This window comes from Parabacteroides sp. CAG:2 (assembly GCF_000436315.1).
In the GTDB taxonomy this organism is placed as follows: Bacteria; Bacteroidota; Bacteroidia; order Bacteroidales; family Tannerellaceae; genus Parabacteroides; species Parabacteroides distasonis.
Map to the genome: position 1 here is coordinate 1 of NZ_FR885253.1, position 24713 is coordinate 24713.

21 protein-coding genes and 3 pseudogenes are annotated in these 24713 nt (G+C 38.7%); all 24 read right to left on the reverse strand.

Translation table 11 applies throughout. The annotated features are described in order from the left end of the window. Window positions 1-632 (reverse strand): beta-barrel domain-containing protein (locus QVP94_RS00515; RefSeq protein ID WP_288213134.1); only part of this gene is annotated, 632 nt, incomplete at its 3' end. Further along, window positions 610-1356 (reverse strand): HlyD family secretion protein, encoded by a 747-nt coding sequence (locus QVP94_RS00520; protein ID WP_022191736.1) that lies wholly within the window; start codon window positions 1354-1356, stop codon window positions 610-612. The genes QVP94_RS00515 and QVP94_RS00520, both read right to left, overlap by 23 nt. After that, on the reverse strand, window positions 1346-2578 hold the full coding sequence (locus QVP94_RS00525; RefSeq protein WP_005860505.1) for a TonB-dependent receptor: 1233 nt from the start codon (window positions 2576-2578) through the stop codon (window positions 1346-1348). The genes QVP94_RS00520 and QVP94_RS00525 overlap by 11 nt, the downstream gene beginning before the upstream one ends. A gap of 4 nt (window positions 2579-2582) precedes the next feature. Beyond that, window positions 2583-2846: a hypothetical protein gene (locus QVP94_RS00530; RefSeq protein WP_005860508.1), complete on the reverse strand. Its 264-nt coding sequence runs from the start codon at window positions 2844-2846 to the stop codon at window positions 2583-2585. Window positions 2847-2898: 52 nt separating this feature from the next. Next, complete coding sequence (locus QVP94_RS00535) at window positions 2899-4212, reverse strand: radical SAM/SPASM domain-containing protein (protein ID WP_005860510.1); 1314 nt, start codon at window positions 4210-4212, stop codon at window positions 2899-2901. Between the two features lie 29 nt (window positions 4213-4241). Continuing rightward, window positions 4242-5891, reverse strand: a pseudogene (locus tag QVP94_RS00540) (peptidase domain-containing ABC transporter); the annotation flags it as partial. Between the two features lie 2 nt (window positions 5892-5893). Continuing rightward, window positions 5894-6445, reverse strand: a pseudogene (locus tag QVP94_RS00545) (ABC transporter transmembrane domain-containing protein); the annotation flags it as partial. Window positions 6446-6687: 242 nt separating this feature from the next. After that, window positions 6688-6999, reverse strand: a pseudogene (locus QVP94_RS19390) (cysteine peptidase family C39 domain-containing protein); the annotation flags it as partial. Window positions 7000-7042: 43 nt separating this feature from the next. Further along, window positions 7043-8227 carry a 6-bladed beta-propeller gene (locus tag QVP94_RS00555; RefSeq protein ID WP_005860514.1) on the reverse strand — a complete coding sequence of 395 codons (1185 nt, stop codon included), beginning with the start codon at window positions 8225-8227 and terminating at the stop codon, window positions 7043-7045. A 242-nt stretch (window positions 8228-8469) separates the two neighbouring features. Beyond that, window positions 8470-8781 carry a glycosyltransferase gene (locus tag QVP94_RS00560; protein ID WP_008778897.1) on the reverse strand — a complete coding sequence of 104 codons (312 nt, stop codon included), beginning with the start codon at window positions 8779-8781 and terminating at the stop codon, window positions 8470-8472. Further along, window positions 8778-8933: a glycosyltransferase gene (locus QVP94_RS00565; protein ID WP_080504979.1), complete on the reverse strand. Its 156-nt coding sequence runs from the start codon at window positions 8931-8933 to the stop codon at window positions 8778-8780. The genes QVP94_RS00560 and QVP94_RS00565 overlap by 4 nt, the downstream gene beginning before the upstream one ends. A 52-nt stretch (window positions 8934-8985) precedes the next feature. Then, window positions 8986-10155, reverse strand: a complete 1170-nt coding sequence (locus tag QVP94_RS00570; protein WP_005860518.1) for a 6-bladed beta-propeller — start codon at window positions 10153-10155, stop codon at window positions 8986-8988. Between the two features lie 128 nt (window positions 10156-10283). Continuing rightward, window positions 10284-11663 carry a glycosyltransferase gene (locus tag QVP94_RS00575; protein ID WP_022191740.1) on the reverse strand — a complete coding sequence of 460 codons (1380 nt, stop codon included), beginning with the start codon at window positions 11661-11663 and terminating at the stop codon, window positions 10284-10286. Window positions 11664-11685: 22 nt separating this feature from the next. Further along, window positions 11686-12933, reverse strand: coding sequence for a TIGR04157 family glycosyltransferase (locus QVP94_RS00580; protein ID WP_005860521.1), 1248 nt, complete (start codon window positions 12931-12933; stop codon window positions 11686-11688). 38 nt (window positions 12934-12971) lie between these two features. Further along, entirely contained in the window at window positions 12972-13631 is a 660-nt protein-coding gene (locus QVP94_RS00585; RefSeq protein ID WP_005860523.1) for a lanthionine synthetase LanC family protein, read from the reverse strand. Between the two features lie 18 nt (window positions 13632-13649). After that, window positions 13650-14825, reverse strand: coding sequence for a DUF4934 domain-containing protein (locus QVP94_RS00590; RefSeq protein ID WP_022191741.1), 1176 nt, complete (start codon window positions 14823-14825; stop codon window positions 13650-13652). A 19-nt stretch (window positions 14826-14844) separates the two neighbouring features. Further along, window positions 14845-16014, reverse strand: a complete 1170-nt coding sequence (locus tag QVP94_RS00595) for a TIGR04150 pseudo-rSAM protein (protein ID WP_008778895.1) — start codon at window positions 16012-16014, stop codon at window positions 14845-14847. Further along, window positions 16014-17381 (reverse strand): radical SAM peptide maturase, encoded by a 1368-nt coding sequence (locus QVP94_RS00600; protein ID WP_022191742.1) that lies wholly within the window; start codon window positions 17379-17381, stop codon window positions 16014-16016. Before QVP94_RS00600 ends, QVP94_RS00595 begins: the two co-directional genes overlap by 1 nt. 207 nt (window positions 17382-17588) lie before the next feature. Beyond that, window positions 17589-17756, reverse strand: a complete 168-nt coding sequence (locus tag QVP94_RS00605) for a TIGR04149 family rSAM-modified RiPP (protein WP_005860533.1) — start codon at window positions 17754-17756, stop codon at window positions 17589-17591. 123 nt (window positions 17757-17879) lie between these two features. Continuing rightward, on the reverse strand, window positions 17880-18833 hold the full coding sequence (locus QVP94_RS00610) for a helix-turn-helix transcriptional regulator (RefSeq protein ID WP_005860535.1): 954 nt from the start codon (window positions 18831-18833) through the stop codon (window positions 17880-17882). A 29-nt stretch (window positions 18834-18862) separates the two neighbouring features. Beyond that, window positions 18863-20497, reverse strand: coding sequence for a glycosyltransferase family 32 protein (locus QVP94_RS00615; protein ID WP_005860537.1), 1635 nt, complete (start codon window positions 20495-20497; stop codon window positions 18863-18865). Between the two features lie 199 nt (window positions 20498-20696). Further along, a complete protein-coding gene (locus tag QVP94_RS00620) occupies window positions 20697-21062 on the reverse strand; it encodes a DUF3244 domain-containing protein (protein WP_005860539.1) in 366 nt (121 codons plus the stop codon). Between the two features lie 117 nt (window positions 21063-21179). Beyond that, the gene (locus QVP94_RS00625) at window positions 21180-22946 is read right to left on the reverse strand and encodes a tetratricopeptide repeat protein (RefSeq protein ID WP_005860541.1); all 1767 of its coding nucleotides are present in this window, start codon (window positions 22944-22946) and stop codon (window positions 21180-21182) included. A 360-nt stretch (window positions 22947-23306) separates the two neighbouring features. Then, a partial coding sequence (locus QVP94_RS00630; protein ID WP_288213135.1) for a PD-(D/E)XK nuclease domain-containing ATP-binding protein occupies window positions 23307-24713 on the reverse strand: 1407 nt, incomplete at its 5' end.

Below are 24713 nucleotides of genomic sequence, written 5' to 3' on the forward strand. Positions count from 1 at the left end.
AGGAAGAATCGTTCGATCAGGCGTAATTCTTCCGTTACGATCTCTGCGGAGGCTTGCGTCTCGGGCGAGACGGGCAGGTCGATACCGTAATTGGTTCTCAGGCCCTCTGGAAAATCGATATCCGCCGTATAGTACTCGTCGGTGGGGACCAATGAGATATTCGATACCACGCCGTTTACCACTCCAAACTCCTGATCCGGGAAATTGGAGAAACGGACGATCGCCCGCTGGCCTCTCCGGACTTTTCCCGAGCGTGCTATCGGTATGCGCACTTTCCCCACCAGCCGGCCCTCGCCTTGCGGTACGACGGTGAAAGCCACCTCTCCGGATGGGATATACTGGTTCTCATTCCAGTACTTGGTGAAAGTCACGACACCCCCTACCGGGGCGATGAGGCAATAACGCAACCTCCACTCGTTCATGCTGTTCAGCAATTGTTCCCGGGCGGTCTGTAATTCCTGCCGTAGCGTAAATTCTTTCTCGCTCCGCTCCAGCGTCAGATCCAGCAAGGATTGCTCTTGCTCCCCGATCTGTATCCTGAGATTCTCAGCCGAGGCTGCCGCCCCTTCTAGCGAATAACGGCTTTGCAGTAGGGAAGCCCGTGCGGTCTCATGCTCGTAGGAGGAAATCACGGAGGAGATTCTCGGCCGAGGCTGACGCCCCTTCCAGCGAATAACGGCTTTGCAGCAGGGAAGCCCGTGCGGTCTCATGCTCGTAGGAGGAAATCACGGACCGGCTATACAATAATGAATCCCGGGCGTATTGCCGCCTTGTCAAGGCGAATTGCTCCGAGAGGGTCTTCCGCTGCCGTTCGGTCTCGTTATAGTAAGCCTTATACAACGCTATCTGTTTGCGGATGGAGGTCATTTTTTGCGGATAATAATCGATCTCCCTGTAATTGATACAGGCATGGAGCGCCGACAGTAGTCCCGAGTAAGCCGCTTGCATATCACCCAGCGATAGCTCCTTGTACTTTGATAATGCCTTGTCCAAGCTATCCACGTCGCTTCCGGATCGTTCCAACGCCTTATCCAGATAGATGGCATCGTCCGTGTCGGCGTGATTCTCTATGACCGCCAGCCAATCCCCCTGCCTTACCGGACGATTATCCCTGACGAGCAGCTCCTGTATCTTTCCCGCCGCCCGTGTCACCACCGCCGTGGCGGGATGTTGCCCCGTCAATGTCATGTCAGCCGTGATCACGTCAGGATACTTGAAGAAACAGCTCCCCACCAGCAACGCTACGACCACGAGGAATAACAGCGTTATCCCCCACCGTACGATCCAGGCCGGCACTTGCCCCATCACCTCCTGTACCTCCTCGCTACGTAACTCTATATCTTTATTATTTTTCATAAGGTGGTTTATTTCGTTTGGTGGTAACTACGATAATCCCTCTTTTCCCTTTTGGACCGTATATAGCAGCATCAACACCTTTTAGGATAAAAATTTCTTCTATTTCGGTCACAGGAAACGAAAGTATATCATAATTTTGATATGGAACGTCATCAACGACAAATAAAGGTGGCTCATAATTTTTTACAGGATCCGTTTGGAATGAAATGGCTCCATAATCTTGAATAAACACACATTCCTTATACACATGATCTACTACATACCACGAAATGTTAACACTCCCCAATAGATAAAGTAAGGACCTCATATCCTGTATATGCCATTGTTCTATGTTTTGTCGATAGATTACACGACTGGATGGCAAAGATCCAGAATACAATCCATTATATTTTTGTTTTCTTCTCATGCTTGCGATAATAGAAACTTCATCGAGATTTACGGTTTTCCATATATCCGGATTTGGTTGTGATAAGTTTTTAATGGGAGTAACCTCTAATGTCATAGCTATTAAATCCCAGGCCAAACTCAATCGTGAGGGATCTGAATCTATTTGGTTCTTAAGTGGAAGCAATCCCATTCGGAAGTCTGGAGGCAATGACTGGAAATCAGTCTGTTCTTGTATGTTTAGTACGACACGGCCACACAATAGATTCTTCATAGAATCTACTAAAGCGAACGAGGATATCCCTTTTGGAAAATGTTTTTTGTCAAAAACTAAATAAGAATCTTTAGGATTCCAGACTTTTTGGAAAAAAATAGAATCTTCCGATTGGGCCACTAAATATAATAATTTCATTGGCACTTCCCTCGAAGAGTTGATAACGGATAAGAGCCATTGTTCTTTATTTTCAATTATTTTAAGACCAAAGCCATTTTCACTCATCATTGGCAAATAAAAATTCTTACGGATTCTATCTCGATTTTCGCATTTTAAGATATATCTTTCTCCTGGATTTGCATAAATATGAAAGTAGCCTATTCCGGGCAATAGCGTTTTCACGGATTGAACCGTATCCCCTCTCTCATTTATAATTACTCCAGTGATGGATATCTTTTTCTTGTCAATTCCTTCCGCTGTAAAAACTATTTTACATGAGATATTTTGAAGAATAGATCCACTTTCAGGATAAAACGTAACAATATAGTCGGTCTCCCGTTCCGATGCAGAAACGGGAGATACCAAAAAAAGAATTTGGATAATACTAATGATAATAGATTTCATAAATTTATATATTCATTAGTACCGGCAAATCAGGTAAGCGACGTTCAGGGCACACTTCTATGTTGGGAGAACAAGTTCCATAGTTTCTAGGGCAATTAGTACCATCTCGAAAATTTCCACATGGATCAGAAATGCCAAAAGCCGCATTACATGAGTATCCTGTTGCTCCACAATTTGTATTACGCTCGTTACAAGGCCGTCCTCCTATAAGTTTAGCCATTGTAAATTCATTTAGACGGCTTTTTTCAATCACTTTAAAATTTTTCATAACGCAATGATATTAAGTTTTTAAATAAATAGCCTTTTTATTATAATCTTATTCAGCTATTTTGTGACAAATGAATTTTTATAAATTCTTTGAGAGAACCCTTAAGGTATGTACATGTATCATAATGTTTATCTTTAAATATATTTTCTATCCGTTTATGGGGGCAACCTCCAAAACAAATAGGAAGATAAGGACATTTAGAACATGTTTTATCTTCCAGTGGATCTGCGGCATAGAGGTATCGGTTAAGAATTTTCTGATCTATGGATTGAATAGTTCCTTCTGAATCCAATTTTGCTATGGCATATTTTTGATCGCCTATAATTTCCCAACATTTATATAAGTATCCTTCTGGATCTATTGTAAATGTGTGTTTATTTCGAATAGAACATTCTGTAAAAGAGGAATCTGGATATCCACATAAATTGGTTACGATACCTCTGTCATAGTAGAGCTGTTGTATAAACTCAGATTTCTCTTGTCTATTGAAAAGTAAAGAACAAGAAGAACTTGATTTAGAAGAAGTAGATGTTATAAAAGCAGGATAAATTCCAATCAATGGGTTGCTCTTATATCGTTGTAATATGAAAGAATATAAAGTTATAAATTCAGAAGAATTCTCTTTATTCATATTTACTCGTATACTAATTCGTATTTCTGGGGCAGAAGATGCTAGCAAGTCTATATTCTTTATAGTTCTAGAAAAAGTATCGTTTTCATTTTTTGTGAATTTTATCTTGTTGTGAGTCTCTTTTAATCCATCTAGCGTAATTTGTATGTGTTGTAACTTCATCTCCTTAAAGAGTTTTATAATATCCGGTGATATCAAGAACCCATTAGAGATTATTGAGAAAGAATAATTTTTATCGGGAATCAGAATCATCTTACGATAAAGTGATTCTATTTGCTTAATGCCTAGAAGAGGTTCTCCTCCAAACCAAACTACGTGAATATTTTTAATGTTTTCATATTGTTCTATGAATTTAATAATTGAGCTTATGACCTTTTCTGTCATATAAATATTACGTTTGCAATTTTCAAAACAGTAAGAACACGAGTAATTGCAATCCATGGTTGGAGCTATCGTTAGATTTAAGATATTGATGGAGCGTCCTGCTAGGATAATACTTTTATACAGTAAGAACTCATCCCGATCATTTTCAGTGATCATATGGTTTTCTTTCAAAGTTTGATAAAGTTCATCACATCCCAAGTCTTTCTCTTGTAAAGGTGTATGTCTATTCTTGTTGACTAATAAAATCTTATATGTATCCTCTGCTATTTCGATCAAGGCATTAGACAATGTATTATATGCATAAAATTTACTGTCTATCTCAAATAGGAATGTGTACATTGATATTTTCATGGTATTTGCATATTTAGATTGTTAAGTGATTAATTCCCCAACTCCAACTGGTTCTTCACCAACTTATAATAAGTCCCCCGCAAGGCCGTGAGCTCCTGATGCGTCCCTTCCTCCACGACGCGTCCCTTGTCCAGCACCACGATCTTGTCCGCGTCACGTACCGTGCTTAGCCGATGCGCCACGACCACCACCGTCCGTCCTTTGTAGAAGGCGTGCAACTGCTCCATGATCTCCCGCTCGTTGTTGGCGTCCAAGGCGTTCGTGGCCTCGTCCAGGAAGATGAAGTCGGGATTCTTGTACACCGCCCGGGCGATCAGGATACGCTGTCTCTGCCCTTGGCTCACTCCGTTTCCCTCCATGCCGATCTTCGTATTATAGCCCAACGGGAGAGAATCGATGAAATCCCGGATATTCGCCACCGTCACGGCATGCAGCAGGCGTTCCTTGTCCACCACCTCTTCGCCGGGGGCGATGTTGTTGGCGATCGTATCCGAGAAGATAAAACCATCCTGCATAACCGAACCGGTCTTGCTACGCCATACGTGAGGATTCAAGTTCTTGAGGGAGGTATCGCCGATCCTCACATCCCCCTTGTTGGGGTTGTAAAAACCGAGCAGGAGTTTCACGATCGTCGTTTTTCCGCTCCCGCTGGCCCCCACGATGGCGGTCACCCTGTTATGGGGTATCGTCAGGTTTATATCCTCCAGCACGTAATCCCGGTCCGCGCCGTCATAGCTGAAGCTGAGGTTTTCCAGCCGTAGCGTCCTGTCATCGGGAAGAACATTCAGCCTTATCCCGCCTGCCTGTTCCTCGTCCTCCTTCCCGTGTATCTCGCCGAGCCGCTCCAGACTGATCTTCGCGTCCTGTAGGGATCGTGAGAAATCGATCAATTGCTCGATAGGCGAAGAGAGCTGCCCCACGATGTAGGTCACCGACATCATCATACCCAGCGTCATATCCCCTTGCACGACGGCCCGTGCTGCGATGAAGGAGATGAGTATGTTGGTGGTCTGGTTGAAAAAGACCGCCCCGAGTTGCTGATATTGTTGTAACGCCAACCCCTTGATCCCTATCTTGAAAAGTTTTACCTGTATCCGTTCCCATTTCCATCGCATCTTGGTCTCGCAATTATTGAGCTTGATCTCCTGCATTCCGGTGATGAGCTGGAATAGGTTGCTTTGCTCCCCGGCCGCTTGCGAGAAACGCTTTACGTCCAGCTCCCTCCTCCATCTCATGAAGGCGAGTACCCACGCCACGTATAAGCCGTTACCCGCCAAGAAGAGTCCCAGTATGGTCCAGTCATAGTAGGCGAGCACGAACCCGAACACGATGAAGTTGACAAAAGAGAAGAGCGTATTGATGGATGTCCCGGTCATGAAAGCCTCGATGCGGTCATGGTCTCCGATGCGCTGCATGATATCGCCCACCATCTTGGTATCGAAGAAATGCAGGGGCAGGCGCATCAGCTTGGCGAGGAAATCGGAGATCAAGGCGATATTGATCCTCGTGTTTACGTGCAGCAATATCCAGCTCCGTATGAAGTCCACGGATAGCTTGGCGATAAAGATCACCAATTGCGATATAAGGATCAAGGTTATGAAACCTAGGTTGTTGTCCCGTATACCGGTATCTACCAAGCTCTGCGTGAGGAAAGGCAGGATGAGTTGCAGTACGCTGGCTGCCCGTTACCTACCAAGAAGAGTCCCAGTATCGTCCAGTCGTAATAGGCCAGCACGAACCCGAACACGATGAAGTTAACGAAAGAGAAGAGCGTATTGATGGATGTCCCGGTCATGAAAGCCTCGATGCGGTCATGGTCTCCGATGCGCTGCATGATATCGCCCACCATCTTGGTATCGAAGAAATGCAGGGGCAGGCGCATCAGCTTGGCGAGGAAATCGGAGATCAAGGCGATATTGATCCTCGTGTTTACGTGCAGCAATATCCAGCTCCGTATGAAGTCCACGGATAGCTTGGCGATAAAGATCACCAATTGCGATATAAGGATCAAGGTTATGAAACTTAGGTTGTTGTCCCGTATTCCGGTATCCACCAGGCTCTGCGTGAGGAAAGGCAGGATGAGTTGCAGTATGCTGGCGGTCAGCATGCCCAGCACGAGCTGTGCCATCTCACGCCTGTAGGGCGATATATATCGGAAAAAGAGTCCGAGGTTACGTTTCCTGTCTCTCCCCTCGTCCTCCATCCCGTAGAACTCCGGCCCCGGTTCCAGCAAGCGCTGGCTGTCACCATGCCCAGCACGAGCTGTGCCATCTCCCGCCTGTAGGGCGATATATATCGGAAAAAGAATCCGAGGTTACGTTTCCTGTCTCTCTCCTCGTCCTCCATCCCGTAGAACTCCGGCCCCGGTTCCAGCAAGAGCGCCGTCCCGGTATCCTGCCCGTCCACCTTGGTACTGACCCAGCACCGCTTGAACTCCTCCCTCGTATAGGTGATAAGTCCCGCCGCCGGGTCCGCTATGTAGAACTTCCCTTTCTTTATCTTGTAGCAAACCACGAAATGCCATTGGTTCCAGTGCAGTATGCAGGGTAGGGGACATTCCTTTTCCAATTCCTCCACCGTGATCCGCACGCCCTGTGTTCGGAACCCGATCGCTTCCGCCGCCTCGCTGATACCCAGCATGGAGACTCCTTCCCGTGTGATGAAGGCTTTCTCCCGTAAGTTCTGGATCGAGTACACACGACCATAGAACTTGGCGATCATACGGAGGCAGCTAGGACCACAGTCCATAGAATCCAATTGCTGATAATGTGGAAACGATCTTAGCATAAATTAAAACATTAGGATATAGACATGATTTAGTTCTTAGTTCTTATTTCTTATGTTTTATCAGCATAATCACCGGATTGGACTCTTCATCCAATTTAGCCGCAATCTCTTTCAGTTTGCCCTTCAGTACTCCTTTCCCGTAAGCCTCGGCAAGTTCGTGGGCTTGCAATGACTGTCCGATTACGAATTCCGGATCTAAAGGTCTCGACGTCATATCCACTTCTCTTTTGCTGGTATAATCACCATTGTATATTTTAGGTATGAATAATGAACTTTCCAGTCTATCGTACATCAATCCGGAAGTTGGAAACCCTCTCCCTGTTTCAAAATTAAATTCCGCTTTCAACAGGCTCATGAAATAATAACGGTCGGTAAAAACGGTTGGTATAAGAAATACTTCAGGAGGATCCATGGAGTGTATGGAGGGGGTTCTTACGATAAGGGGGATTGTCGTATTAGCATCCGGCAAATAGTGGTATATGGTATCGGATGATGTCTCCATAAGTACCCAATTGGTATGATCTGGAACTATTTGATACATGGCGGTTGGTACTGGAGCGGCCCAGTTCTCCCAGTTTTCCCCATCTCTTGCGACCGGGCTTTTAACTTCATCAAAAGGAATTGATATTTTCCGGGTGATACTTCCATCCTGCTTGGAAAAGATTAAATAATATGGAGGTATGGCGTTTGACGGGTTTTCCAGACTATTATCTGGTACATAAGAGATCAAATTATCCCGGTCGTAATTAAATGTATTTATATGAGATTCCGTACCTTCGGCTTTGAAACTCCTTTTAAAATTTCCGTATAGATCATATACAGAGATTTTACTTCCGGTATAGGCTATAACAAATATTTCCTTGTTTGCTTCATCCAGAACAACCTCCGTAATACCTACATATTCCTCGCCACCTTGCCCTTTCCTGTTTATCTTCTTCAAGGCTTTGCCGGTTTTTCTGTCAAAAACAAACAAATTCCCGTCGTTGGCCCAGTTGGTTATTAATATAACTTCTGCACCAATGGCCATTACTTTGCCTTGGGTAACAAACTCATCATTTGTTTCCAACGGGATGTATTCCACATCCATGAAATCCTGTAGTGTCAATTCCTTTTCAGGATAATTCTTTGTAACATCAACTGTGATGAGTTCATTTGTTGATTGTTTATCTTTTCCACATCCCGCTAACGCAAAGAGAAGGATCGCTGAAATTGTGATTATCCATTTCATTATTCTTACGATTTAAGGTTAAACACTTAGGGCGATACATTCGCTCAATCATGCCTAATTACAAAAATAGGTTATTTTTTCTCGATATCTCTTCTTTTTGCTCAAAACTTATAGCGGTGAATGGAATTCTATCCGTTATTTACATAATTTAGGCAAAGGCTTAGCAATGGATGTTGTTTCCTCTCGCTATCTTGCTATCTTGCTATCTTGTGGGTCACTTATCAAAAGGTCGAATAGTTCGTTTATTTCCGGGTCGTTGATTCCCAGATCATCCTTTTCGGACTCCAGATGCCAGCTGACCCATGTTTGTCCTTCCAACTTATCCAGTCTTCGCTATCTAAAAAAGCGATATACTCACCTTGGGCAATCTCCAAACCTGGGTTACGGGCAGCGGACGCTCCCTCGTTCTCTTGATGAATCACCTTGATACGATCCTCTTTCTTAGCGTATTCGTCAGCGATCTTTCTGGATAAGTCGGTCGAGCCATCATCCACCAAGACAATCTCCAAGTGCAGATCGCCTTGGTACATCAAGGAATCTATGCATGTGGTCAAATATTTTTTGCTTCTTGGAAGGCCCTTGTATAATCACCGTTACCGGCTATCAGCAAACGACTATTAGGATGAGCTTCTAAGACCATATGGAACGCTTTGATCAAAGAACTCACACCCTTTATTTCGTCAATCCGATCGGCAAAAAAAATAATTGTTTCTCAATTTTTGTATTATAAGAGACAGCCTCCATTGGATTCATAACCATTAGGGATTGGTTTGTTTTTTGTGTTTTATTAACATGATTACCGGATTGGATTCTTCATCTAAACTTGCGGCAATTTCTTTTAATCGTCTCTTCAACTTCCCTTTTTCATAATCCTCAATGAGCTGGGAAGCCTCGATACTTTGCCAAGATGCGATTTTATCGTCTACAGGAAGTGATTTCATATTCACCGCTCTTTTCTCAGAATAATCGTTGTTATATACAATATATTCAAAAATAGCCTTTTCTTGTTTGTCATATAATAAGTCTGTAGTGGGAAATCCCTCATGTGTCTCGAAGTTATATTCTTTTTTAACCGTTTCCATAAAATAATAGCGGTTAGTAAGAATCCCTAGGAAGAGGAATACTTCCGGATTCATGGATTGTACGGATGGGGTCCTTGCTATAATCGGTATCATTTTATGGTCTGATTGGTACTTATATACTGTATCGGATGATTGTTCTACAAGTACCCAACAATCAAAATAGGGAATTATAGGATTATAGTTATCAGGGATCACGTTGTAATATATATCCTTTGCTTTATCAGAATAGTTTACAGCCATTGATATTTTTTCTTTAAATGGAATCTGGATTTGTTTGGTTGTTCCATCCTGTTTAGATATAATAGTAAAAGCAGGCTTGTCTGTTACCCAATAATTATTAGTTATTAAACTTGTTTGGTTGAAATTGTATAAATGAAAGAAATAGAGTTCATCACCTCGTTTAAGGCTTCTTTTAAAATTCCCATCTAAATCATATACTGATATTTTCCTTGAAAAATGATCGAGTACAAATATTTCATTTTGTTTTTCATCAAGCACAATTCTTTGGATGAACGTATATTCTTCTCCACCTTGCCCTTCTCTATTTATTTTTTTTAATCCTTTTCCCGTTTTTCTGTCATAGATAAAGATATCTCCATCTCTGATTCGGTTTCTGGCAAGAATAATATCCTTTCCGATTGCTAGGACAAGACCTTGGCAAATAAAATCGTCCTTTGTTTCCAAAGGAATATATTCGACATCCATAAAATCTTGAAGAATTAGTTCTTTTTTAGGGTAACTTACCGTAACATCAACAGTGATAAGCTCATTTGTCGATTGCTTATCTTTTCCACATCCCGCTAACGCAAAGAGGAGGATCGCTGGTATTGTGATTATCCATTTCATTATTCTTCCGATTTAAGGTTAAACACTTGGAGCGATACGTTCGCTCAATCATGCCTAGTTACAAAACTAGGTTATTTTTTCTCGTGATCTCTTCTTTTTGCTCAAAACTTATAGCGGTGAATGGAATTCTATCCATTATTTACATAATTTCGGCACAGTCTTAGCAATGGATGTTGTTCACCCTCGCTATCTTGTGGGTCACTTATCAAAAGGTCGAATAGTTCGTTTATTTCCGGGTCGTTGATTCCCAGATCATCCTTTTCGGACTCCAGATGCCAGCTGACCCATGTTTGTCCTTCCAGCTTATCCTGATCATTCTCTAGCTCATAATGCAATGTGGGAAGGTGGAAAACGACTATAGTCGCCTGTTGGAAATATTTCCTGTCGGTGGTTATCACCCAATCAACGGGTACATCCTCTATTTTCAACTGTAGATCTTCCCCATTTATCGTGTTGAATACGAGCATCACTTTTTTACCAGCCTTTATTTGGCAATCTACGCCTGCTACCCAATCAGACACACGCCAATCCGTATATTCTTTCAGCCCGGCTTCTGCCTTGTAGTAATAATTTCTGCATCTTTGTATAGATTCCGGAATCATTTGCCCGCAATCCCTCCAAAATCGATCCAGATAATGTTTGTGTACTATGTATGAGGAATCTTTTATGTTGGGAAGTAGTGTGAATGCCTTAGAATAAAGCCTGAGGATGTTTACATACCACCAGCTTCTCAAGTCAACGCTCGTCTTAGAGGAAACAAATTGATCAGAGAATTTAATCAATCCCTCAGTAACTTGAAATAATGATTTCAGCCTTCGGGCTAGGCTTGTCGTATGCATGACCGATTCTTCGTTCTGGCGGTAATAATAAAACTCAATGTTGGTGATAACCATCCTCTCCGCTTGGCAAAGGACGATGGGACACCATAACTCATCCTCATGCATGATGCCTTCCTCAAAACGAGCCTGTATTTTATGCAGATATTTCCTATTGTATATGTATTTGAAGGGCATGGGCAAATAGAAACAAGTTTTGACTAATTCTATGAAACTTTCTTTACCGGAAAGCAATTCTTTTATAGATCCGTTGGAAATACATTTAAAAGGTTTATCCATACTTCCGTCTTGATGACATAGCCACATATTTCCCATCACGACATCGGCATGATGTTTCACCGCCTCATCATATAAAAGAGATAATGATTCATCTTTAATCCAGTCATCACTATCTAAAAAAGCGATGTACTCTTCCGTGGCAATATCCAAACCAACGTTGCGGGCTGCGGATGCTCCCCCGTTCTCTTGATGAATCACTTTGATACGCTCCTCTTTTTTAGCGTATTCATCAGCAATTTCCCCTGACAAATCAGTCGAGCCATCATTAACCAATATAATCTCCATACGAAGGCCACCTTGGTTCTTCAACGAGTCGATACAAACCGTCAAATATTTCTCCACGTTATATATCGGGATAATGATCGATATGTCGATTTGATTGAGCGTATCCATATAGTATCAGGTTCGTTGATTATTATTTACATTCTTGGAATAAGGATTTATAAAATGCGATCATGTTTTTCCCGAATACTTCCGAGGAATATTTCTCCAAATACCGTTTGCGACCGTTCTTCCCGAGTCGTTTCGCTTCTTTCGGGTTCTGTAATAGGTAGACGATCTTCTGCGCTAACAGGGAGGTGTCGATCTCTACACTATCAGGAGATACTATTAATGGTACTTTCAATCCGCAAGATTCGTCTACGACCTCGTTCAACCCGGATGTGGCGGTTGCGACGATGGGTAATTCATGCATCATCATTTCGACAGGTACATAACCAAAAGGCTCGAATAGGGAAGGTACGACACCGACATCAGCTAAACGGTATAACTCAAAAAGCGAGGTTTGATCAACGAAACCAGTGAAAGTTATTTTGGAGAAGATAGGATTGGCTTCGGAGAAAGAATTTTGATAATCGCCATCACCAACTATCCATAAACGGCAATTGGGGCTTTCTTGTAAAATTAATTGAAAGGCTCGAATCAAGAAATGAGTTCCCTTGATCTCTTCTAACCGTCCGACAAAAATAATCATTTGTTCTTCTGGGTACAAGTGCCATTTTTTTCGTAATCTCTTCTGGTCAACTTCTTCTTTTATCTTGTCGCTCATTCCGTTTGGAATAATTATTATACGATTTATATCTACTCCATAATCGTGATACAATAATTCTTGCATATAGTTTGACAGGCTGATCACTTGATCCATTCTTTCATAACATGTCCTTTCCTCCTCGAATGATTTTTGGATTAAATCTTCCAATTCATTTGTTTCTTTTTTTCGTAAGATAATTCGAAGTTTTTCTAAGTTATCATGAATAACTGAACTCCATTCAGAAAAATGAGTGACAGTAATCACTTTGCAATCAAATGCAATTTTTAGTTCTAATGCAAGTGATTTATCTCTGTATGAATTTAAATGAAAAACTAGATTTTTTTGGTCTTGAATATAATTTCTGAGTAGATAGACAATATTCCGAGAGTAAACTTTTCGTTGTTCTTGATCTAGAAGATTCCATTCTTTTGAGATCGGCTCTGGGAAATACCAGTATGAAACATCTTTCACTTCTTTTTTTTCGATTTGAAGTTGGTCACATAATATGTGAACTACATGGATGTGGATACTATTACTTTTACTTCGCAAGGCGGTAATCAATTCACGAATATAGGTACCTACTCCGTATAAGCCACCTCGACTTTTGTTCGAGAAAATATATAGATTAATCATTTTTATGGTATGTTGATAGAATATACTTACAACTTATATTATAAAAGCTGTTGCCACGAAGTCTCAATTGCTCCAAGGGCAGTCAATCTATACATGCCCTCACCTGCATAACCACCAGATAACCCCATATTCTCCAATGTTAAACTAGGTTTAAGCTTCGGAAATATTCTGTTCGACTCTAATTCTCTAGTGTGTGCACGCAAAAAAAGATATATGTCTTGTTGTTCATTTGCTGATAGATCATTTCTATTATTTTTGATACTCTCTGTGATAAAAGATAAACATTCGTTGCTCATTTGGCTTTTGGCACGATGAAGCCAATACCATCCATATCCAATCAATCCTTCATCACGACTGTAATTAGGGAAAGGGTCGTGAATGACGGCTCGGTACATCCGCTTATCGAAATCCTCAAATAAATCTTCCTCAATCTCAATAAGATTATTGTAGGATAAATAGTTGATCCCTACCCCAATACCAGCTATGCCTTTCTCATAATCTGGACGATAATTTACATGGAGCTGTTCTTGGATTGCCATGATCAAATCCCATGCATATTCTTCGAATAATGTTTTTCCTGTATAACGAGCATAATGGAAGAAGAAAATAGCTATTCCTAACTTGCCATGTAGTAATCCTGGGCATTTTGTTAATGTCCCATTTAAAAGAAGCCAATCTGCAATTTTTGTTAGTTCCATAATAATTACTCTAGGCAGTTACTTCTTTTGTTTATATTTTGCAATCATAAGAACTGGATTGGATTCCTCATCTAAGCTGGCTGCAATCTCTTTTAATTTGCCTTTTAAATTCCCATTTTTATAGGCATCAACTAGATCAGGTGCTTCTAATGTTTTAACAAAGGCTATTTCTTTATTTATAAAGGCTATTCCTCCATAACCCAAACTTACAAATTCTTTATGCACATAATCAGCATTATAAAGAGAGTATTCATAGATAATATTTTCTTTCATATCATACATTAAATCTGTTCTTGGAAGTCCTACCCGACTTGAAAAATCATATACTTTTTTTACTGTCTGCATAAAATAGTAGCGATCAGTAAGAACTGATGGATATAGAAATATCTCGGTTCCCATTGATTGTATGGAAGGAGTTCTTGCTATAAAAGGGACAACTCTTTTATCAGTAAAAACCCGATATATCGTATCTGATGAGTGATCCATTAAAATCCATGAATCATGAAATGGAACAAATTCTTCATTTTGAGGTCTTGCAGATTTAGTCTGTTCCTTATTAATAATTAAACTGGTTTTTTTCTTGTCATATGGAATATGAATTTCTTTGATAAGTCTTCCGTCCTGTTTTGAGATAATATAAAATATGTTTTTGATTTCATCGGTAAATAAATTGTCTCCATCATTACAGATTAAATAGTCACTTCCTAAATTGAAAACCCGATCATAGGATGCCCCTTCTATATTTTTAAAACTTCGTTTAAAATTACCTTGTAGATCATATATATATACTTTTTTAGATCGATTATCAACTACAAATAATTCTTCATGTTCTTCATCTAGGGTAACTCGCAAAAGAAAGCTATATTCTTCGGAACCAGAACCTTGCCTATTTATTTTTCTAATACCTTTCCCTTTTCGGTCAAAAATGAATATATCACCATCTGAAGATAATTTCAGATTTCTGACAATAATCATATCCTTACTGATATCTTGCATATACCCCATAGTCGTAAACGTACGACTGGTGTCTAGCGGGATATAATCTATATCAAATATATCTTGGAGAGCAAATTCTTTTTGAGGGTAATCTTTTGTGACATCTATTGTGAGCAAATCTTTACTTTGTTGCATATTTACACAGCCTCCACTCAAAATAGAAAGGAGGACAGATAATGCTATAATTTTATTTTTCATTACTTTTTATATTTTAGAATTAAAGATTCTCACAATTTGGATTATGAATATTTACATGACAAAGGTTAGTTTGCCCAATCATTATTTCATAATCAGAAGGAGACGGACATAGCCATTGATAAATACATGCATTGCAAGGCTCTTGATTGCGTACTCGCAGCCAAGATTTTCCTTCTTCTATTTCTTTCTGTATTAACTCAAAAATACTATGAGTACATATGTTGCCTAATGCTGGATAATTTATATTCGAATGCACATCTCCATTTGGCATTATGTTGATTTTCCCAAAGTCATTATTATTTATCATTTGTTTGATAAAAAAGTCTTTAATGGACATTGATGTAGATAATATATCGCTCTTTTTTAGAAAAACATTTTCTTTGAAAAAATCGATATTATACCCTGTGTATATTGGATTAAATTGATATTTGTCAATTTGATATTCTTCGATAATTTCCCAAGCTTTTAGATAATCATCTAAAGATGCTATATCAAAAATAAGTTCAAATAGATTATTCTGATCTTTTAACGATTGTGTAGTTATGATTAATTGTTTTATATCTATAGGAAAATGAATATGTATTTTGTATAAAAAAATATTTTTGCATACTGATGCTGGAATTGCAAAATTAATATAATTGCATATTATTTTTTTTGACGAATTATATTGATTCAAAAAATCAACAAGCTTGTCAAATTTAGCAATGTGTTTTAAATCCCCACTGATGCTATATGTTATATTATCTGGCATTGACTGCAAATAATCAATTAGCTTATCTTGATCTAAGATATGATCAAGATGAATGATTATTTCGTTTAAAAAATGCAATAAGTTGGCATTTTTTATAAAATTATACTTTTCGTTACGTTTATTGCAGAAATTAGTATGTGGTAATATTTGTATAGGTTTCCCTTTAGATAAAGATATATCTATAATATCTCCCATGTATTTTTCTCTTAAATTTGTAATAAAAGAATGTATATCATTTTGTCTATATTGCTCATTTTTCAATATGGTAACACCGCAATTTTCATCTTGAAGTAATTCTTCTAATAGATTAATTACTTTTTCATTATTAGAGATTATGGTTTCTTTGTCTAATGTGTTATACAATAACATATAGCCATTTGCAATGTTTATATGCACATAAGGCTCAATCATAAACCAATAGTCACTTGTTCTTTCCATTACTCTGTTATTAAATGATTAATTATTTGAAAGAATTCACTAGGACATTTTTCCAAATATGAAAAAATGCGATTTAGTTTATCTTCAAATGTTTTTTGATTCTGAAAGTCTGGACAAACAAATTCCTCTACACCTAGTTGATCCAGATTATCCAAACTTAATAAGCAAGTGGAGCAAGCTCTTCCTCCGTAGCAATATTGACAAACTTTTTTGCAGTGTACATAATAAGAATTGTACCTTTGTACAATTTCAGGAATGTTAATAAATACATGATCATTTACTTTGCCTAAAAAGTTTTTGTAGCTAACTTTTTCACAAGGTAACAAGTTATTGTGCGTGTTTAAGAATATTCTTGTTTGAAAGGGCAAACAAGTTCCCGTTGGGAAGGAATCTATCAAATCATACAATAAGTAGAGTGTGTTTGAAAGATACAAATTGAGAGAATAATGTTTCAAAAACTTTTTTGATTCATTAAATGGGATCAATCGATTACTTACTATGGGTAATACGTCAGATCCTTCCTTTTGGAATTCCTTCTCGCTTATTTTTCTGGAATGAAAAATATCATCAAAAATATTTTTTTTATTAAGATTTATATGATCTGAGCTTAATTGTGATATTCTTGGAATTTTACCATATCTATTATAAATAAACTCGTAAATTCCTTTTATGGAATTGCGATTATTTAGTACTGCATTAAAATTCACATATTTATCGAAATAACTAGGATGTTTTAGTTTTATCATATCGGTATTCATTAAAACATCATGAAATGAATTTTTGTTGTTGCTTGCATAGGTACGATAACTATGAGCTTTTTCGTTTCCATCAAAACTGATTAATAACTCTATATTATTTTCAACTATAAAGTCGATATATTTGTGTATTAAGGTGGCATTTGTTGTCATATTGAACATTAAGTCCAATTTTTTGTTTTTGTTTAAAAGTTTCGCTTCTTCTATTATTTGTTGTATAGCAGGAAAATTGACAAGTGGTTCTCCCCCAAAAAAGCTAATTGTTAATTTGGTCTTTTTATGTTTTACATTGAAAATGTATCTTAGGAAATTTAAAGCGTATTTTATATTTATATTTTTGGATTCTTTTTTTGAGAAGTTGTATAAATCACCTAGTGAACAATATTTGCATTTTAAATTACAATAATCTGTTATTTCAAATACAATAACTTTCGTTTGAGTGATATTTTCCTTTATGCTATTTTCGCTAATATTAGCTTTAAATTCAAAAGGTTTTGCTTCTCCAAAAAAACCATGATTTACAAGATAAGAGTATTTTTTCAAATAATAAGCATCTATATTTATATCTGTCGACTTTTCATGAATTTTTTTTAATTCGGGATGTATTAACATAGATAGTATGCGTTGGTATCATACAAATAGAAGTTGTTATTTTCAGTGGAATGTATTATTGATTTCATTATAGTAGATTAATTAAACAAAAAGTTCATTCTATGCATTACATTCAAAAAATATTCAAGGTCGGTAAAGACCTTGAATATGACAACTTGGAGTCTTTGTAATAAGATAATACTAGTCGTAGATGTTGATAGCAGTAGATTATGAATACTTATCAACAGTTGCATTCGATATGCTGGTATTTGGAGAGCAGCCATCAGGACAATCAGATCCACCTTTTAGGATTCTCATTTCACGTTTCTCCAACTCATTCTCACTAAGCTTATTCAGCTTTAATTTTCCAAGGATTTGCTTTTTGTCTTTTTCCATAACTATTCGTTATTAGATTGTTAATAATTTGTTCTTTACAGAAGTAATATTACAAATGTATAGTATTTAATGCGCAAAAACAATAGTCTATTTGGGCTTTTTTTGTTTTTTTTGCGCAGAAATTCACCTTCTTAGTAGTTTCTTTATGATCCAACTGCGAATTGTACTTTCTGCGATATCGACCATGGAAGCAATTGAGCGGATGCTTTTACCTTTATCTAATAATATTTGTATTTCACACATCAACTTTTTATTGATTTTTTTGGGGGAGCTATGTATTGTTTCATTTGGAAAATCGATCTTTTTTTCTTTGTATGGGTGTAGGAGGTTACAATGGTTTGCTCTTTCGATGGCTTCTTGTATAGAATGAACATTCAATTTAACGAATAGGGCCTTGATTTGATTTTGTATCGTATGTTTACTACGACATAAGGTTTCTGAAATCTCATTTGAATTTAGTCCTTGCCGGGAAAGATTTAATAAAATTCGTTCCCGCTCGTTTAGGAGACTCATTGTATGTGTGCTCCAAGAACCGACTGCAGGTTCATATTTTTCATAAGTTAGCGAGTTTTTGTAATGTAAGTAGAAGCCGTTTTTTTTATATGCTACACTTTCTACAGAACAGATTAAATAGCTTATTTTTTCATTCTTCCAAACAGGAATCATTCTTTGGTAGAGCACTTGTGATAGTGGATCTTTAGTATAAGAGTTCTTACGAATCAAGCGGACTGTACATGAAATATGATCTATCTCATTTCGCTTTTCATGTAATGCTTGTAGGTGTTGAGGGATAATTTCTAAAAAGTTGTTCCATAAAGATAGATCTTCAGGATGGATAATCAGAGGAAATAAATCAAAGTTAAGTTTCATAGCTTCCTTTACAGAATAACCACATAGTAATAAATCATCCGGTTTGATATAGATGAAACGTTTTTTTGATATATCTAGTACGTAAAAACTACCAGTAATAACCGCAGAAAACATTCTACAATATTGAATCAGAAGAGGTTCTTGTTCTTCTGAAATTTCAATTATATTATTTATATATTGGTAGATCGACTCTTCAATGGGGTTCATAACAACATCTATTTATCAGTTATTTTCTATTAGTTTAGCCAGCTGCCGAAAAAGTAATGTATGGCAAATGACTTCTCTATCTTACTCTCTACATTCTTGGTTGTTTCATTGTTTATGATTGTTTTTATATCTGTATAGGTTAGAGGTGCTATTAGTTCTGCTGGAATTAATGTCACACGCTTTTGATAATTGCTGTTTTTGTATACTTGAGTGGTCATGCAGGGGCCTGTTGTATTAAGAATCAACTCGCAAAGATCAGAGTACATGTTGCTATTTTTCTCAGTACAAAATACAGTATCGATCAGCTCTTTGAAATAAGGATGCTCCGGAACTGTCGCCATAAAAGCATTTCCAACAATGTAAGGCACATGGATACGGAAAGCGTGAGCTTCCGGTTCCAATCCCATGGCACATTCTGTATTACATAATATAGGAGTGATATTTTCCGTACATTCATAATCCATGTCTACATATAGACCACCAAACTTATAAAGTATTAAATACCGGATTGCGTCCCAACGTTGTACATTATGTGGAAAAGCATTATAGGCCGGAATAAATTCCGGATAATAGGTTTTCAAAAATGTCTCTATATCATTTTTATTCCAAAACCGATACTCCCAATCGGGATTTAGCTCTTTCCATGATTGGGAAATCTCGACTAAAGAAGGAGGTGGTCCCGCTAAATCCTCATAGATCTGATGAATGATCTGTGGAATTTTAGGATGTATATGATTATTTCGGATTGCGGTGACAAAGTGCTCTTTTAAGTAAAAGTATTCTTTAGGCATATACAGTTCCTCGAAAGATGTATTATATTCTTTGGTTTGTGAATATAAATCGGCTTCTATGTCCGGACAGATGAAAGATGGATGAACAATATGGTCGATTTCCTCGTTTTTGATGTTTGTAAAAGGATGATTCTTTATGGCATGGGGCGTTTTGTCATTATATGCGATCTTTGTTATTAAATTTTTGTTTGGAATGATCGATAATCTATTATTGATAAGGTTTGTGTAAGCATATTTGGCCTCCCAAAAACCTTCATTGTCATGATTCGCCATATTGAAGAGTCTGTTCCAACGATATTGGAATGGAGCGTGAGAGGGTAAATTTGATAAGTAATCTAATTGTTTAAAAAGGTCGTACTTGTTTTCGTGAAGGCAGTGCTCTTGCCAAACTCTTCTCCAACCAGCCCATCCGGATACGTGGGTTAGGTTTGAATAATAGAAAGTACCGTCTCCCCTGTTTTTCCCGAATTGGTAATTGCTTCCGGATATGTGTCCGATGCGTTCATCGTGTCTGAACTTTTCCAGCAATGTCGTACAAAAACCAAAGAATGAAATGGAAGGTACACAATCATCTTCTAGAATGACTCCTTCTGGCTCTTGCTCGAAGAACCAAGAAATCGAATCAAAACAGTGTTTGTCGTATCCTTGATTTTTTTCCTGATATAGTTTAAATACTTGGCATTCCCAGTCAATGTGGGAAACAATGAACGTTGTTTCCTTACTTATTTTACGCTGTGTGTCATTAGTTGATCCATCTACTGCGATATATAGTCTTCTCGGTTTCACCACTTTGATGCGATCAAATACTTGCTTTATATTTGATCGATTAAAAGCTATAAGGAGAATCGCTATTTTGGGGTCGTAGATTATCATAATATGTATTAGTTCTTGATTAATGACAAACTTAGTATTTTTGTTAGGTTACGCTTAGAATTCCTAATAACATAGTTCAATGCAAGCATTCAGGAAAAACGTATCATTGGGGGCACTGTACAGTGATTATCACAATAGTGATGGATCAACTATATAATACTGTTTAATCCTGAAGCTTGCATATGATAAAGAATAATACCTAATTATTTTGTATGATGAATTCTCCCATAAGCCAACCTAACTGATGCTCTAACTTTACGTAAAATCGTCCTGTACTCTCATTGTTTAAAATGATAGTTATACATTCTCCTGTTTCACCAGAGATGTTGTCTTCCATTATTACAGTACCTTGTTCGTCGGTTATAGTGATGGTTAGGTTTTCAAGCGCATTCATAAAATCCACACTCAAAATGTTCCCTTGTATGGATAATGAAGGTGGAAGAGGATTAATTGAGCGATAATATTTATCCCCCCATTTCCCTCGTGTCTCAACCGGATCTCCATAGACCAACTGCACAGAAAGAAGAGCTATAAGCCCTAATAAAATAGCAAATCTTTTTCTCATGGTATTAAATTTTCTTGTAGGCAAATGTAAGACTTTAAGGATGAACTTGTTTTTATAAAACTGCACATTTTGTAATAAAAATTTGTGCAGTTTTGTAAAAAATTAAATGTGAAAGTGTTATATATCAAGTATATATCTATCAAACTCCTTAGCCGGAACATCTTTGTTGAATGCTTTTTTATATAATCGCTTTCGTAGCATCGTAATATTTGTATCGCTACAACATAACAATCGAGCAATAACTGTTGGCTTTACTTGTATCTTTAGTAGATAACATAAACGTTTCTCTGAGATGGTTGATCCGGGTAATGTTTTACTTAATGTAGAAGCAAGCGTAGGATAAATGAGATCGATTTTATCGAGAAGAGCTTGCCAGTCTTCCGGGGCCGGTGTCCAATTTTTCTTATCATGGAATTGTGCATATAATGATGAATTTTTAAAAGCTATCTCTTCCGCACGGTTTTCTTGAATATGCTTTTTATGTTTGAGTGATTGTATCTCATTCTCCAAGTGCGTGCGCATAGTATTCAAACTCTCTATTTTCAAGTTTTGATCTTGTAAATGTTCTTTCAAAGAATGTAAAGTTTGCTCATTCAAGGCTATTTGTTCTTCATAGTCGTGAATCTGGTTTTCATAGATGGACAATCGTTCTTTGTTTTGGATATCTTTTTCTTGTTGTCGAAGAATTAGCTGACTTTTTTCTTGTTTGTGTTTAAAATAAGCATAAGTTGATAGCGAAATTACTAAAAAACAGACTATCATAACGATTATGATCCTCAAATTAGATACCGCATTCTTGGCTTGTTCTTTTGTTAGTTTTAGTTCTGTCTCTTGATGATCATAAAGTGCTTGATATTTCCGGATAGATTCCATTTCTCCTTGTGCATGAAGAGAATCATGCATACTTGTATATTTCTGATCTAACAGGACGTATTGCTTCCAGTCATTTTGCTTATAGGCTATTTTTTTGAGGGTGGCATATGCGGAAATACGTGTGTCTAGCCTTGTCGTTTGTTCTTTGCAAATATTCAAATAGAATAAAGCGGAATCTAATTTATTTACTTGATTGTAATAGTCTCCTAATGTCGCATGAAAGGAAAAATCGATATTGTCAGAAAAATTATTCGCTTGCATTCTATCCAAAAATGATTTCATTTTCATTAAATACTGATTCGCTAGCGAATAATCTTTCTTTTCTATATATAAATTTCCTAACTCCGAATAAATAGACCATTCATCGAAAGATCGTATTAGGGCAATTGCGTCTAAGTAGCAAGCGATTGCGCTATCAGGAAGTGCTAGCATTTGATAAACACGGCCTAGATCACGTGAAGCGTAAGCTTGACCGATAGAATCGTTAATCGCACGAAAATTTGAGACAGCTTTTTTCTGGAAAGATAACGCTTTTTCGTAGACATCTTGAAAAGTGTAGAGTATTCCAATATAGTTATTTACTCTTCCCAGTAAAGCGTGATCTTTTATCGATTCTTCATCCCGTAAGGCTTTTAGATAACACTCTTGGGCCTTTAGTGGATGGTTCTGATCTTGGCTGATTCTTCCCCTATAATACCAAGCTTTCGCTTTTCGTTCCAGATCGTCTGTTTCCTCATAATAATCCGTTGCGATCGTGATCAGCGAGTCGGTTTCATGCTTAACAAAAGTTTTGTCTTGCGCTTCCGTCAGCAATAAATAATAATGTGCCTTATCTTTTCGGGATAGGTTTTCTTTGTTCTCTATTTGCTCAAGGAGCATTAAGGCGCTATCCGGATGTTGGGGCATAAGGTTCTCTATTTTTCGGAAGTCTATGGTTTGATGGCCCATTCCGTCGCAAGAGATCCATATAATAGGTATTAGAATTAACAGGAAAACAATGTTTTTCTTCATCTGCGTATTATTTGTTGGCGATAAAGATAATACAAAAAGGCGAGGATATTCCGGCTGGAAAGTCCGACTTTTTTGAACGGTTTTTATTTATGTTGTAAATGCATTGAATAACAGATTGTTACGCTAGGTGTAAACTGTCTGTTTATGGCTTGTCAAATGAATAACTTACGGTTTGTCAAGTGAATAACTTACGAGTAGGGGTAGCCGTAAGCTTACGAGTTGGGAAATGATTAGTTATTCACTTGAGGAGCCTTTTGGGGGAGAAATATACTTCGATGCCACTTGAAGTATATCTTCTCCGGGCATAGGATATATACTGTATCGGCAAAGTAAGTATATCTGGATAAAAACATGACTTTTTCACCCAACCAGCCACTTCTCGATATTGCGGGTCTCGGAAGAGAAGTTCACGCCGATCTTGAAGACTTCCCGGTCGTCTCCGGCGAAGGGTAGGGCGTAGCCTTTCTCCTCGATCTGCCGCAGGGCCTCCTCGGCGGTTCCGTTGAGCTTGAACTCCATGATATATACATAGCGATCGGTTTGCAAGACGAGGTCTATACGCCCGTTCGAGGTATGGTACTCCACTTGCGTGTACAGGCCGACCAGCTTGAAGACGATGAAGAGGACGTTCCGGTAATGCAGCTCCGTGTCTCGTTCCGGCTTTTGCCCGGCGATCACCTCGTAGGGTGTGTCGGCGAAGAAGCTTTGGAGGCGGTGGAAGAAGGCGTCGTAATTGCCAGACCGTATCTCCCGAACGAACTGTCCGATCTCGAAGGGGGTCTTAGAGGCTTGTATGCTCGTATAGAAAGGAAGTAGGTATTTGACGAAACCTTCTTCCACCTCCTTGTTCGGGAAACCCAGTCGATAAATGCCAAACTCAGGATCATAGCCCTTGATGGTAAGATACCCGCTTTGGTAGATGACGGGTATGGGATTGTTCGAGGCGGAGTCGATGCTGTTGAGCACGTCGGCGTCGGTCTCCGTGTTGGCCATCTCGTAGAGGTCGTAATGGGTGTGCTTGAGCAGCTCCACGAGGTAGGAGGGTGTTCCGGTCTCGAACCAGTAGTCTCCGAATTCCATCTTAGCGAAGGTATTCAATAGGCTGAATGGATTGTATATACCCTCGGACTTGGCGGTGAAATGGTATCCGTCATAGCGTTGCTTGAGTTTTAGGCAGGTTTCCTCGTAGGTCGTCATTTGGGTATCAGCCAGTTCCTTCACTTCGTCTTCCAGATAGGCATGTATCTCTTTCTCTGTGATGCCGCATATCTCGACGTACCGATTATCCATCGACAGGTCCATGAGGTTGTTGAGGTCGCTGAACACGCTTATCTTGCCGAACTTGGTCACACCTGTGAGCAGGGCGAAGCGGATGGCCCTATCCATGGTCTTCAATACGCCGTAGAAGGGTTTGAGCATGTTCCGGAGCCGGTTTTGCATCTCCTCGTCGTGCAAGTTCTGTAGCAAGGGCTTGTCGTACTCGTCTATCAGGATCACGGCCCTTTGTCCGGTTTTGCGGTAGGCCCGGTCGATGATTCCGGCGAAACGGAGGGGCAGGGTCACTTCCGAGGGACGTGTCCCATATTCGTCTTCGTACCGGGACAGGATGTCGTTTAATATCTTGTATAAGCTATCCGGAGAGTCGTATTGGGAGATATTCAGGTCAAAATGGAGGATCGGGTATTCTTTCCAGTCCTTTTCCAGTTTCTCCATGGCCAGTCCCTCGAACAGCTCCTTTTTCCCTTGGAAATAGGCCTCCAGCGTGGA

What these genes read in the sequence shown, in the direction of transcription:
- QVP94_RS00520 (WP_022191736.1), bottom strand. Translation starts at nt 1,356, where the DNA reads ATGAAAAATAATAAAGATATAGAGTTACGTAGCGAGGAGGTACAGGAG.
- QVP94_RS00525 (WP_005860505.1), bottom strand. Translation starts at nt 2,578, where the DNA reads ATGAAATCTATTATCATTAGTATTATCCAAATTCTTTTTTTGGTATCT.
- QVP94_RS00530 (WP_005860508.1), bottom strand. Translation starts at nt 2,846, where the DNA reads ATGAAAAATTTTAAAGTGATTGAAAAAAGCCGTCTAAATGAATTTACA.
- QVP94_RS00535 (WP_005860510.1), bottom strand. Translation starts at nt 4,212, where the DNA reads ATGAAAATATCAATGTACACATTCCTATTTGAGATAGACAGTAAATTT.
- QVP94_RS00555 (WP_005860514.1), bottom strand. Translation starts at nt 8,227, where the DNA reads ATGAAATGGATAATCACAATTTCAGCGATCCTTCTCTTTGCGTTAGCG.
- QVP94_RS00570 (WP_005860518.1), bottom strand. Translation starts at nt 10,155, where the DNA reads ATGAAATGGATAATCACAATACCAGCGATCCTCCTCTTTGCGTTAGCG.
- QVP94_RS00575 (WP_022191740.1), bottom strand. Translation starts at nt 11,663, where the DNA reads ATGGATACGCTCAATCAAATCGACATATCGATCATTATCCCGATATAT.
- QVP94_RS00580 (WP_005860521.1), bottom strand. Translation starts at nt 12,933, where the DNA reads ATGATTAATCTATATATTTTCTCGAACAAAAGTCGAGGTGGCTTATAC.
- QVP94_RS00585 (WP_005860523.1), bottom strand. Translation starts at nt 13,631, where the DNA reads ATGGAACTAACAAAAATTGCAGATTGGCTTCTTTTAAATGGGACATTA.
- QVP94_RS00590 (WP_022191741.1), bottom strand. Translation starts at nt 14,825, where the DNA reads ATGAAAAATAAAATTATAGCATTATCTGTCCTCCTTTCTATTTTGAGT.
- QVP94_RS00595 (WP_008778895.1), bottom strand. Translation starts at nt 16,014, where the DNA reads ATGGAAAGAACAAGTGACTATTGGTTTATGATTGAGCCTTATGTGCAT.
- QVP94_RS00600 (WP_022191742.1), bottom strand. Translation starts at nt 17,381, where the DNA reads ATGTTAATACATCCCGAATTAAAAAAAATTCATGAAAAGTCGACAGAT.
- QVP94_RS00605 (WP_005860533.1), bottom strand. Translation starts at nt 17,756, where the DNA reads ATGGAAAAAGACAAAAAGCAAATCCTTGGAAAATTAAAGCTGAATAAG.
- QVP94_RS00610 (WP_005860535.1), bottom strand. Translation starts at nt 18,833, where the DNA reads ATGAACCCCATTGAAGAGTCGATCTACCAATATATAAATAATATAATT.
- QVP94_RS00615 (WP_005860537.1), bottom strand. Translation starts at nt 20,497, where the DNA reads ATGATAATCTACGACCCCAAAATAGCGATTCTCCTTATAGCTTTTAAT.
- QVP94_RS00620 (WP_005860539.1), bottom strand. Translation starts at nt 21,062, where the DNA reads ATGAGAAAAAGATTTGCTATTTTATTAGGGCTTATAGCTCTTCTTTCT.
- QVP94_RS00625 (WP_005860541.1), bottom strand. Translation starts at nt 22,946, where the DNA reads ATGAAGAAAAACATTGTTTTCCTGTTAATTCTAATACCTATTATATGG.